Origin of the sequence: Anaerozeibacter quisquiliarum (genome assembly GCF_051162045.1) — a bacterium.
In the GTDB taxonomy this organism is placed as follows: domain Bacteria; phylum Bacillota; class Clostridia; order Christensenellales; family Aristaeellaceae; genus Anaerozeibacter; species Anaerozeibacter quisquiliarum.
In genome coordinates this window covers 1-11,587 of the sequence record NZ_JBISDI010000061.1, presented here as the reverse complement: position 1 = coordinate 11,587, position 11,587 = coordinate 1, and the positions used below count along the sequence as shown (strand labels likewise).

General features: G+C 62.8%; 13 protein-coding genes. All 13 read right to left on the bottom strand.

The window, feature by feature from the left end; all coding sequences use genetic code 11:
- Positions 1-30: 30 nt before the first annotated feature.
- Positions 31-4,653, bottom strand: a complete 4,623-nt coding sequence (locus ACH6CV_RS17530) for a phage tail tape measure protein (RefSeq protein WP_456359514.1) — start codon at positions 4,651-4,653, stop codon at positions 31-33.
- Between the two features lie 38 nt (positions 4,654-4,691).
- Positions 4,692-4,823, bottom strand: coding sequence for a hypothetical protein (locus ACH6CV_RS17525; RefSeq protein WP_456359513.1), 132 nt, complete (start codon positions 4,821-4,823; stop codon positions 4,692-4,694).
- Positions 4,824-4,879: 56 nt separating this feature from the next.
- On the bottom strand, positions 4,880-5,239 hold the full coding sequence (locus ACH6CV_RS17520) for a hypothetical protein (protein ID WP_456359512.1): 360 nt from the start codon (positions 5,237-5,239) through the stop codon (positions 4,880-4,882).
- A 25-nt stretch (positions 5,240-5,264) separates the two neighbouring features.
- The gene (locus ACH6CV_RS17515; protein ID WP_456359511.1) at positions 5,265-5,879 is read right to left on the bottom strand and encodes a major tail protein; all 615 of its coding nucleotides are present in this window, start codon (positions 5,877-5,879) and stop codon (positions 5,265-5,267) included.
- Between the two features lie 30 nt (positions 5,880-5,909).
- On the bottom strand, positions 5,910-6,329 hold the full coding sequence (locus ACH6CV_RS17510) for an HK97-gp10 family putative phage morphogenesis protein (RefSeq protein ID WP_456359510.1): 420 nt from the start codon (positions 6,327-6,329) through the stop codon (positions 5,910-5,912).
- A complete protein-coding gene (locus ACH6CV_RS17505; RefSeq protein ID WP_456359509.1) occupies positions 6,326-6,679 on the bottom strand; it encodes a hypothetical protein in 354 nt (117 codons plus the stop codon). Before ACH6CV_RS17505 ends, ACH6CV_RS17510 begins: the two co-directional genes overlap by 4 nt.
- The gene (locus ACH6CV_RS17500) at positions 6,676-7,020 is read right to left on the bottom strand and encodes a phage head closure protein (protein WP_456359508.1); all 345 of its coding nucleotides are present in this window, start codon (positions 7,018-7,020) and stop codon (positions 6,676-6,678) included. Before ACH6CV_RS17500 ends, ACH6CV_RS17505 begins: the two co-directional genes overlap by 4 nt.
- Before the next feature lie 11 nt (positions 7,021-7,031).
- Positions 7,032-7,316: a head-tail connector protein gene (locus tag ACH6CV_RS17495; protein WP_456359507.1), complete on the bottom strand. Its 285-nt coding sequence runs from the start codon at positions 7,314-7,316 to the stop codon at positions 7,032-7,034.
- Complete coding sequence (locus ACH6CV_RS17490; RefSeq protein ID WP_456359506.1) at positions 7,313-7,591, bottom strand: Head fiber protein; 279 nt, start codon at positions 7,589-7,591, stop codon at positions 7,313-7,315. Before ACH6CV_RS17490 ends, ACH6CV_RS17495 begins: the two co-directional genes overlap by 4 nt.
- A 63-nt stretch (positions 7,592-7,654) precedes the next feature.
- Positions 7,655-8,857: a phage major capsid protein gene (locus ACH6CV_RS17485; RefSeq protein ID WP_456359505.1), complete on the bottom strand. Its 1,203-nt coding sequence runs from the start codon at positions 8,855-8,857 to the stop codon at positions 7,655-7,657.
- Between the two features lie 18 nt (positions 8,858-8,875).
- On the bottom strand, positions 8,876-9,598 hold the full coding sequence (locus tag ACH6CV_RS17480) for a head maturation protease, ClpP-related (RefSeq protein ID WP_456359504.1): 723 nt from the start codon (positions 9,596-9,598) through the stop codon (positions 8,876-8,878).
- The gene (locus tag ACH6CV_RS17475; protein ID WP_456359503.1) at positions 9,595-10,893 is read right to left on the bottom strand and encodes a phage portal protein; all 1,299 of its coding nucleotides are present in this window, start codon (positions 10,891-10,893) and stop codon (positions 9,595-9,597) included. Before ACH6CV_RS17475 ends, ACH6CV_RS17480 begins: the two co-directional genes overlap by 4 nt.
- On the bottom strand, positions 10,886-11,587 hold a 702-nt coding region (locus ACH6CV_RS17470; RefSeq protein WP_456359502.1), incomplete at its 5' end, for a terminase TerL endonuclease subunit. The genes ACH6CV_RS17470 and ACH6CV_RS17475, both read right to left, overlap by 8 nt.

Here is an 11,587-nt window from a genome sequence, read left to right as displayed (position 1 = left end):
TGGCCACCGTGGATCACCTCGATTGCTTTGTCATCTGACGCCCATCCCGGCGTACTGGGTCTTGTTGAACTGCGCCAGCTCAATGGCGAGGCTGCGCACGTCGCTGTCGTCCCGGACATAGAGCTTTTCCACCTGCACGGTCACGCTCTGATCCTGGTGATAGGTGCGGCGGTTGTCGTAGCCGCTGCTCATGGACGTGCCCGCCTGCGCCGCGCCGGTCAGGTACCGGGCGGCGTTTTGGATGACCTTCGCCTGGGCCTCGCGCTCCAGCAGCACGCCTTCACCGATGCCCCGGATCATCATGCGGCCCACCTCGTCGCGGAACACAGCCGAGGGCGACTGGATCTTCAGCTTTTCCTTCGCCGCGTGCACAGCGGCTTCCGCAACGATCTTCATGGCATTCACGACAATGTTCTGGCCGCTCAAAATGCCAAGGGCGAGCCCAGCCATGGCGGAGAGACCGATGGGCTTTGTGGTATTGGAAGAAAGCTCTATTTTCAAAGCTGAAACAGCCTTGACCGCCGTTACACCGGCCGCGGAGCCGAACCCGTAGGCCATCATGCCAGCCGCGACGCCGGCGGACAGGTCTATGCCAATCGGGCGCGTCATGGCAGAGGGTGAGTGTGTCTGCGCGGCGGCTCTCAATGCAGTCTCAATGGAACTGGCGACAGTGGCCGCATCACCGGTCCAGCTGTAGGTGGTCATGCCACCCGCGATGCCGGCGGAGATATCGTTGCCGACGCCCAGGTATTCGTCCGCGGTCCGCACGACGGTCAGCAGCGCGTCCAGCTGTTCTCGAACCTTTGCCTCCGAGGCAGCGTCCAGCGTACCGCTGCTCAGTGCCGCCATCGCCTGCGTGATGTAGGTAGCTATGTTCTGCAGTTCCTCGGGGTTCAGGCTGAAGAGCTGTTCCAGCACCACAGATTTGCCCTGCTGGGCGCTTAAGGTTTCGCCGGCCGCGGCCAGATCCTCCACCCCCTGCACGAGGCTGGTGATGGAGGTGACTTTGTCGGAGGTGCTGGACTTCAGCCAGTCGGGGAGGAAGTTCTGGGGCTTTGTGTTCAGGCCCGCCTCCGCGTTCTCAACGCCCTCCGGCGAGCCGATCTTGGGCAGCACCTGCACGTGCAGCACGCCGTTTTCATCCGTGCCCAGCACCAGATCGGTGGCCTTGATCTGCGCCATCGCCTCGGGCGTGACCGGGATCGGGACGCCGTGCTCGTCGTAGAGCGCCAGGAGCCCCGCGTCGAATTTGTCCTTGAAGGTTTGCTCCGCGCCCTCCACCATGCCCACTTTCATGACCTGGCCGTCGAGGGAAACGGGATTTGCCGCCCGGAAGTCCGCCGCGGCCTGGGCATCGATGGGCGTCAACTGCACGGTGCCGGTGACGGTGGCGGACAGCGCCGTGGTCAGCGACGACGTATCGGTTTTGAACTGCTCCCACGCGGCCGAGGCGCTGGTCAGGTCCAGGTCCACCAGCACACGCTTGATCTCATCTAGCAGCGCCTCGTTGAACATGGCGGAGAGGCCCTCGAAGGACCCGGCGTTGGCCTTGAGGAAATCGGCAATGGACGTATACCCGCCCAGCACGTCCGTGATGTTGAGGTCAGGGAACAGCTTCGCTGTTTCATCAGGGGTAAGGCCGCCGGAAGGTCCGGCCCCGCCTGCTTGCACCGCGTCCTGGATCTGGGTGAGAATCGCCAGATACGATGCCAGTTCCCCCTCATCCATGCCCTTGGTCAGCTCGTCCAGCTGGGCCAGGATGCCGGAGGTGTTGCCGCCCTGGGCGGCCGCGATCTGAAACTCAGAAAGCAGGCCGACCAGCTTCTGCAGCTTCTCGTCCGCGCCGCCGAGCTCATCGCTCTGCAGCATCGGCCCCACCAGCTGGGACAGAGCTTCCGCATACTTCCTGGCGCCTTCGATCTTTGCCTGATTGTGCTGCGCATTCAAAGCGTCCAACGCCTTCTGTTTTTCCGCGCCGTCCTCCATCGCGGCGATGACCTTGTACTCGGAGGCGTAGGTTTCCTCGAGCGCCTTGTTGTACTCGGCGCTGCCCTGGGCGGCGGCCTTCATGGCGTCGGCGTACAGGTCGATGGATGTGGAGCCACCCTCCGCCTCAAGGCGAGCCTTCTCGGCTTCAACCCCCTGCAGGATCTGCTCGTACCCGCCGGATTCCCCCAGCGTATACTCCAGCTTGATCTGCACCCGCTGGGTGACGATCTCCTGAAGCCGCGCCTGGTCCTTTTCGGAAAGTTTCCCGTTCCGGCGCTTCTTCAGCAGGGCCTGAACTGCTTTGTCGTAGGTGTCGAGCTGCTTGAGCACCTCGTCCGACCGCGAATCTTTCACGCCCAGACCTTTGAGGATCTTTTGGCGCTCCTCCACCGCTTGGCGCAGCTGATCGCTGTCCGCCTTGAACTCGTCCACATAGGACTTGACGATCTCGGAGGTTTCCTGCTTGCCGTCGGTCCAGGTGGCGTTGAGTCGGGTCAGCCAGTCTTTCGACTCCTCGATCCCGCCGAAGCTGTCCGGCGAGAGGCCGAACCGCGCAAACGCGTCGTTTCCGGTGTCGAACACGGTGTTGGCTTGCTGCTCCGACCATGCTTTGGCCGTTTCCGCCATGCCCTGCAGCGCTTCCCGCGCCTCCCTGGCGCCGGAGGCGTAGTCGATCCAGCGGTACGCGCCGTACAGCGCCGCCGCGGCGACCGCCGCGATGCCGACGGGGCCCAGCAGGCTCCCGCACGCGGCCAGCACGCCCTTCATCCCGCCGCCGGCTTCGACCGTGGTGGTGATCAGCTTTCCGAACCCGGTGGAGATCGTGCCGACGGCGGTATTGAGCTTCCCCAGCACCAGAATCCCCGGCCCGATGCCCGCGACCCACGCGGCCGCGGTGATCAGCGCCTGGCGCTGGCCCGCGTCCAGATCCATGAGGCTGTCCAGCAGGTCGTCCGCGCCGGAGATCATGTTCTTGAGGGTTGGGGATAGGTCGTCGCCGATCGTCTGCCCGAACAGCTTCACCTTGTTGCCGAGGATGGTGATCCGGCTCTGGGTCGTGGCGTACCGGGTGGATGCTTCCTTCGTCAGCGCGGTATTGCGCTTCCACTCATCGTTCGCAAGCTCCAAGGACTTACCGAACAGCTCGTTGGCGTTGGTTGCGCGCAAAAGCGTGTCCCGGAGCCGTACTTCGGTGATGCCCATGTTCTCAAGCGTTGCGATGGCGCTGATCCCGGACTCGTCCATCTTGGAAAGGCCCACAATGAACGCCTGAATGGCGGACGCTGCGTCGGCCTTCCACGCCTGCTGGAATTCGGAGGCCGTCATGCCGGAGACCTTCGCGAAGTCGGAGAGGCCGCTCTTGCCGGTCTCCGCGGCCAGCTGCATCTGCGCCATGATCTTGCTAAACGCACTGCCGCCCGCTTCGGCTTCGATGCCCACCGACGCCAGCGCGGTGGAGAAGCCCAGGATCTGGGATTCGCTTAATCCGACCTGAGTGCCCGCGGAGGCGAGCCGGGTCGCCATCGCAACGATGTCCCGCTCGGTGGTGGCCATGTTGTTGCCGAGTTCCACGATGACCGAGCCCAGGCGCCCGAAGTTGTCCTGGGCCATGCCGGTGACGTTGGCGAACTGCGCCAGCGCCACAGCAGCTTCATCCGCCGCCAGATTCGTCGCGTTGCCCAGGTCGATCATGGCGCGGGTGAACGGCGTCAGCGCGGCGTTTTTGATGCCCAGCTGCCCCGCGTTTTCCATGACGGCGGCGATGGCGGTGGTGTCCGCCGTCACCTGCGTGGACATGGTCTTTACGTCGGCGGCGAGCCGCTTGTACTCGCCCTCGGTGGCGTCCACGGTCTTCCGGACGCCAGCGAACGCTTCCTCAAAGTCGATGGACGCCTTGGCGGCGGCGACGCCCAGCCCGGCGAGCGGGACGGAGGCGAAGGTCGTCAGCTTCTGCCCGGCGCGCTCCAGCGCCTGACCCGCGGCGGTGGCCTTCTTCCCGAAGGACTCCATGGCGGCGCCCGAGGCGAGCCACTTCGAACGCGCTTTTTCAAGTTTATTGGTGCAGCTCTGGATTTCCGACGCGGTTTCCTTCACGGCGGCTTTTGCGCCATTGAGGCCGGTTTCCGCCTTCGTCATCGCGTCGGCGGCGTTCTGCATGGATTTCCGGCTGGCGCCCAACTGGCCTTCCAGCTTCTTGATCTCCGCGCCGGTGGCCTTGTACTGTTTCTCAAGATCCAGCAGTTCCAGCCCCAGACGGTTGGATTCCTCGCTGTTGTCGCCGGTCGCCTTGACGCTGGCCGCATAGGCCGCGCGGGTCTGGTCGATCCGGCTCTTGAGGTCGGAATATCTGGACTTGGCCCCATCCAGCGAAGACTTTAATTCGTCGTTCTTCCGGACGGCGGCGGTGAGCTTCCCATTGGCGGCGTCCAGCGCGCGCCGGTATTGCTCCACCGCCTTTTCCTGTAACTGCAGCTTGTCCCGGAGCATGGCGAGGTTTGCGCCCAGCCCGGCGGCGGACTTCTCGAACCCGGATACGCCGGCGCCGGCCGCCTTGAACCGGCTCTCCGCCTCTTGGATCTGTTTCCCGATGCTGCCAAGGTTCCGGCTGAAATTATCCGAATCCAGAGACAGCGACACGACGAGGTCGCGCAGGGTTTCGGCCAAGGTTGTCGCCATCCTTTCATGAGGAAATCAGCAGAGAATCAGCGCGACCGCTGTGGCCACGCCTCGTCAATGAACCGGCGCTTGGGAATCTTCGCGCGCTCCTCGCGCTTTGCGTCCCAGGCACGGACAGAGAGAAAGCCGGGCATGTCCATGACGTCGATGTCGGTCATGGTCCACCCGGCTTTCAGGAGTTCGTTGTAGGTCGCCAGGATGTAGTCGTGCAGCGTCAGGACGCCTTCGTCTCCTGCGCTGCCGGCATAGGGAATTCAGAGAGCACGGAGGTGGCCTGGGCCTGGACCGCCATCATGGCGAAGGTGACGTCATGGATCAGGCGGTCCACCGGGTAGTGGTCGAACACGTCGTCGGGGGAAAACTGGTTGCCGAAGAGAATGCAGAACCAGCGGACGAGCACGTCCATGGCGTCCTCAACGCTGGTTTCGTCGGTTACGGGACTGCCTTCCAGCGCGCTCTTCGCGAGCCCGGTGATGTGCGCGTGCATTTTCGCAGCGGGACCCATCTCACGCAGCGCGCGGCCGGACACGAAATCAATGGAATATTTCCTGTCTTTCAGGGTGCAGGTGATCATGATCGGTGCTCCTCTCTATTGATAATCAGCCGCCGGCGGGCGTGACCACCGGCGTATACACGCTGGTCAGGAATGTTGCGGCCTTCTCCGGGGTGAAGCCATTCTGGCCCTCGTCGGCAATCGCCTGATAGCGCCCATCGTTGGTGCGCTTGAGGAACGACCACTCGAGTTTGCCGGTCTGCCGGGTCAGCGTTTTGCCTTCCTTCGTATGGTACTGCTCGGTCGCGGGCTTGGCGCGGCCTTTGAACAGCCACACAAAGCGGAAGGTGCCGTCCGCCTTCTCGCTCTTGAACCCGAGCGCGAAATAGGGCGGCGAATCACCCGCGGCGCGGAGGAGCACGCCGTTGTCGTCGATGGTGTTGTCCAGGATCATCTCTTGCAGCGTAAGCGGGATGTCCGCCATCTCCATGGTCAGCTTGACGTCGGGGTCGGGGTACAGCACCGAGCCCTCGATGTCATCGAAAAACTGAATGTCAGGGTCGGCGTTCTCCGGGGAGATCTGCGCGTCGATGGCGCCGGCGAGGAGTTGCAGCGCGCCATAGGCGAGTGTGGCTTCGGTATCGGTGGTCAGCGGCGCGAGCACCACGTTTTTGAGACCAACGGTGCTGGATACCACGGGGGAGGCGGTCGGTTCAGGCATGAGTTGTTCCTCCAATCTACAGTCTGGGGTTTAGAAAAGCCCCCGTTTGTCGAGGGCTTCGTTCAGGAGCTTCTTCAGTTCTTCATAGGCTTCTTCCGCCCTGGCGTCGAACGCGGGGCGAACGAAGGGATGCGGCGGCGCGGGATGGGGGCCGCCGTGCCCGAACTCGACCGGCACGCCATAGGCCGCGCCATCCGAGCGGTGGACGCCAACCGTCACGCGCGCGCCGCGCCGCCCGGACGCTTTCTTGATTCGGAGCGCGCCGCGCAGCTTGCCGGATCGCGGTTGCGGGTCGGTGCTCGCGTTCTGAATCATCTGATCCAGTAGCGGCTGCGCAGCGGTTTCGAGTATCCGGTTGGCAGCGGCGTCCCCGCCGTCCGTTCGGAGCGCTTCCGACATCCGCGCGATGTCCCCGCGCAGTTCCGCACCGCCTTTGAATTCCAGGCTCATGGCGATCCCTCCGATTCCATCCAGAGCACCCAAGTCCATGAGACGAGGTATTGGTTGGCTTCCTCATCCGGGGACGCCCGGACTCTTTCATCGATAAGCGCGAATCCAGCGGCACGCAGAGCGGCGCGGACTGTCAGGATGGCTTCTGTAGGGTCGGGCTCACTCCAGAGGTTGAGGTAGACGTACACTCGATAGCGCCGGAGGTCGTCGTCCCAATGCTCGCCCTCGGTGGTCATTGTCGTGTAGACTATGTATTGCGCCGGCGCGGTCGGCTGCGCGGCGGTGGGCTTCCACGCGTTGGGGAAAGCGGGGATGCCGGTGGGCTTCAGCGCGTCTTGAACTTGCTTCATCCGCCCACCCCCTTCGAGGACTCCGTGGTCAGCTTGAGGTACCGGCGCTTGAAATCGTACTCGCCCAGCTTTGTGATCCCGTGCTTTTCGTCTCGGAAGCGCATCCACATGCCGGGCTGGATGTCCCCGCGCCAGCGGATGATGAAGCACAGCCCGCGCTCGGCGGTTTCGGCGTCGCCGGCGATGAAGTAGCGGGATGAATCGTCCTCTACGGCGGCCCATACCCGGCAGACGGTTTCGTCCGTTTCCTCGGGGTAGCCGTTCTCGTTGATGGCGCTCACGGTGCGCCCGATCTCGATCATGTGCCGGAGCCGGCCTGGATGCGGGATGTTGCGCTGCATGGGCGAGCCTCCTAAAACATCTGTTCAATGGCGCGGTGTGGATACAAAAGCGCCCGGAACGCGGCGGTCATGATGTTGTAGCCGTTCTTCTCGCTGCTGTCACGACACTCGTAGAAATGGGAAGCCATGAGTAGCACGGCAAGCCGCACGGCCTGTGGTGCATCCGTATCAAAAGCTGTACGGCAGAAATCCTCGGCGGCTGCCTGCGCCTGCATGAGCAAGGATTGAAGCAGCGCGTCTTCCTCGTCGTGCTGTATGCGCAGGTGCGCTTTCAGCTCGGGGACGGTGACGATCACTCGCCTTCACCTTCGCCCGTGGTTCCAGTTGAGGTCCCCTCCGCCTCGCTTTCCATGAGGCCAACGGCGCGGAACGTGCTCAACAGCGCGTTGAAATCCGCGCGGAGCGCGGCGACGGTCGCAGCCTCGCTGTCGGGCTGGAAGGGCGCCTTCGGCATGGAAAGCGCCTCGTCGAGTCCTTCGACCGTTGCGCCGGGCAGAAATGTCAATTTTCCACCGATGACGGTCTCGCGGCCGCCGTGGGCGGTGTAGTTCCTTGATTGGTAGTCGCTCATCCGGATACCTCCTAATAGATAGGGGTTGCCTATTTCTCGGCAACCCCGCGTCAGTCCGTTTCATCAGGCGCTCTTCTGCGCGAGCACCTTCACTGCTTCGGGCAGAATCAGCTTGCCGTCCACGCGCTCGGAGGAGAGGAAGCCCACTTGCCCGGTGGCGGCGTACAACTCATTGAGCCGCTTGAACGAGCGCCCCTCCCGGTCGGCCACCCAATAGTAGCCAAGATCGCCGAACAGGATCGACTTCGCGCCGGCCGCGATGGTCGGCATAAAGGCCGAGGTGTACACCGGGCGGTTCAGGATGGTGTCGGGCGTGCCCGCCGTGACGGAAGGTTGCCAGATGTAGTCGCCCTGTCCGTTCTTGAGCTTGCGCAGCGCTTTGACCGTGGAGTCGTTCATGAGGAACACGGCGCCCCGGCGGTACGGCGCGCGCAGCGAATAGAACAGATCCATGACCTCGTCCATCGTGATCGCCGTCGCGCTGGCCGCCGTCACGCCGGTTTCCGCGCCACCCGTCGTTGCCAGAATACCCAGGGGCTTGCCGCTGCCGTTGCCGGTGAAGAACGCTTCCTCCTCGGCCGCGCCGATCCGGCGCGCGAACTCGCGGGCGATGTAGGAGGGCACGTCGAACACCGAGTCGTTCAGCAGTTCTTCGCTGACCTTGATCATGGTCGCCAGCTTGTAAGCGCCGATGGAGACCTGGCCGAAGGTGTCGTCGCTCTCGGGGTAGGCGGCTTCCTCGTCAATCCACGAGGCGCTGCCCTTGCTCGCCACGACCGGGATCTTCCGGTCGCCCGAGGACGTGGTGATCACCTTGGCGAGCCCGCGGAAGATGTTCTGCTCCTGGAGCGCTTCGATGAGGGTGCGCTGGAACTCATCCGGCGCGAGGAAACCGCCATGATCGTCCTCACCGATCTTGAGCGCGTTGTACACCTCGTGGGACACCGACTTGTTGCGCATGACCTGCCAGAAGGCGGACTTGTACTCGTCGGTGGCCCTGCCCGTTTTGCCTTTGTCCGCAGCCGCGCCGGGCTTATCGGTCAGGGGGGATCGGGTGGGTTGAGAGAGCTCGAGGTCGAGCGTGGACTGGCGCTCCAGGCGTTCGACTTCCTTGCCCAGGGTCACGACGTCGGCTTCCATCTTGTCGTAGGTCGCGGCGTCCTCGGCGGAGAGCATGCCGTCGTTGCCACGCTTGGAATCGAGAAAGGCTTTGGCGGCGTCCCACGCCTTGGCGCGCTTCTCGCGCAGGGTAAGAATCTGGTTCATACTGTTTCCTCCGTTCGTTTAGTGGGAAATAAGAAAGAGCCGCTTCTCCAGCGACTCCACGGGAACGCCCTCCGGGGGCTTGGGGATTCGAGCTTTTACCTTGTCCATGAGGTTGTTGGTGACGGCCCTGCGAGAGAAGGAGAAGCTGTTCTCCGACGCTTCGCCGGGCGGCGCGGACTCCTTGAACAGAAGTTCGTCGCAGAAGCCCAACTCCAGCGCCTTGTTGGCGTTCATCCACGTCTCGGCGTCCATGAGGTGGGACAGCTTTGCCCGGGATAGGCCCGTCTTGATCTCGTAGGCGTTGATGATCGACTCCTTATACTCGTCGAGCATTTGAACCGCCTTGCGCATTTCCTCGCTGTCGCCCAGCGCCAGCGTCGTGGGGTTATGGATCATCATGGTCGACACGGGCGACATGAAGACCCGCGTGCCGGCCATGGCGACGACGGATGCGGCGCTGGCCGCGATGCCGTCGATCTTGACGGTCACGTCGCCGGGGTACTCCATGAGCATGTTGTAGATCCGCGCCGCAGCAACGCAACATCCGCCCGGACTGTTGATCCAGATGGTGATGGGCCCGCTGCCGGAGACGAGGTCGGCCTTGAACGCGGCGGGCGTCACGTCGTCCTCGAACCAGCTCTCCTCGGCGATCACGCCGTCCAGGTACAGTGTGCGGGCATCCGGCACGGTTTCATCGCGCGCCCGGCAGTCGGGTTCCGACCACCGCCAGAATCTTTTCATTGAACTGCCTCCTCGTTTTGCCGACCGGCCGCAAACACGCCGGCGTCGGATAGTTTGGTCATGTTCCCATTGATGAGGAAAAGGTCGCCGCCGTCCTCGGGCGGGATGCGGTCGAGGTTCTCGAGTTCCCGGATGTCGTTGGCGCTCATCCAGCCGTTCTGCCGCGCGACCGCGTATCCGTTCATCCTCGATTGATAATCTCCTCGCAGCAGCCCCTCCACGTTGAAGCGCACAAAGTAGCGCTGTTTCTCGCTTGGAAGCAGCAGCGCGCGGTGAATGGACTGCTCCCAGCGCGTGATCCACGGGGAGAGCGTGTACTTCACGAACTCCAGCGACTGCTGCTCGATATTGGAGAAGCTGCTCTTTTCCAAGTCACCCACCATGTGGGGCGGCACCCGGAAGATGCGCGCGATCTCGTCGATCTGGAACTTGCGTGTCTCCAGGAACTGCGCCTGCTCCGGGGAGATGGAGATAGGCTTGTAGGCCATTCCCTCCTCTAAAACGGCGACGCGGTGCGCGTTGGCACTGCCCTGATAGATGGCGTTCCAGGACTCTCGCACGCGCTTGGGGTCTTTCACAACGCCCGGGTGCTCCAGCACACCGCCTGGTTGCGCGCCGTTCTGGAAGAAGGTCGCGCCGTACTCGTCGCAGGCTAGACCCATGCCAATGGCGTTCTTCGCCATTGCGATGGGCGAATATCCGACCAGCCCGTCAAAGCCGAGGCCCGGAATGTGGAGGACGTCCGACTGCGCGAGTATGACCGTGGACTTCTTGCCGAGCGTATTGACGTCCCCATCCGAGCGGGTATACCCGTAGAACAGCCGCCCGCGCGAATCCCGATCCACGCTCATTCGGTCGGGCATCAGCGGATAGAGCGCCACGACCTCGCCGCGCCCGTTTCGGATAATCTGGGCGTAGCCGTTGCCGAACAGGAGCAGATGCGTCATGAGGGTTTCCCGGAATGAAAACGCCGACATCTCCGGGTTCGGTTCGTCGTGCAGTATGCCGTACAGCGGATGTGTGAGGGCTTTCTCTTTTCCTCCCGAGTCGTTGTAGCGGTACACATGCAGCGGGAGCGACGCAACCGACTCGGACAGAATCCGTATGCAGGCATAGACGGCGGTCATCTGCATGGCGCTACGCTCGTTGACCGCCTTGCCGGCGGCGGTGCCGCCGGAGAAAAAAGAGTACGCGCCACCGTTCAGGGAGTTGCTCGGCGAAGATCGCCCCCCGGACGAAGGTCGCCCCCCGGGCTTGTCCCTCGGCTTAAAAATCCTTCCCAGGAGGCTAGACATACAAAAGCCCCCTCTCGTCGTAGATAGAGCCGCCCGCGCCGGCACAGAGCGCCGCCCGCGCGAAGCCCATGATCAAGGCGACCACGCCGTCGATCTTCTCGGTGGATTTCTTCTTATTGGGCTTGATGTTGCCGGCCGCGTCCTGATCGACGATCACATTGCCCATGTTCCAGTCGAGCACGGGGTGCTTGCCGTGGCGGATTTTCCCCTCCATCACAAACTGGTAGAAATCCTTAGACGGCGGAGACATGGAGACGAAGCCCTGCCCGAACGGGAACACCGTAAAGCCGTGCTCCGCGCCCAATTCTTCTAGATCCCGCCGGATCTTCTCCGCGCCGTAGCGGTCATAGGCGATCTCGCGGATGCGGTAGCGCTCGGACAGTTTCGCGATGAACGCTAGAACGCCAATAAGGAGCAGCACACAGGCCAATGCAATGCTTGCAAAAAGATTTGCCACACCGATCTTCCATCCTGCTCGATAAACGCATATGAAGCCAAACTCAAGTCCCACAATTGCCAAACCCAGAATGTATGTCGCCCAATTTGCCTTTGCCAGTTCGAGCAAGAGATTTTTCTGCTCGGCAGTCACGAAGAACATGCCGACCGAACAAAGCATGGCAACAAGATACGTCAAAGCCAGAGACGCAAAAGTATTGATTTGATTTGGGGTGGACTTGGCGCTGATGTTGTAAAA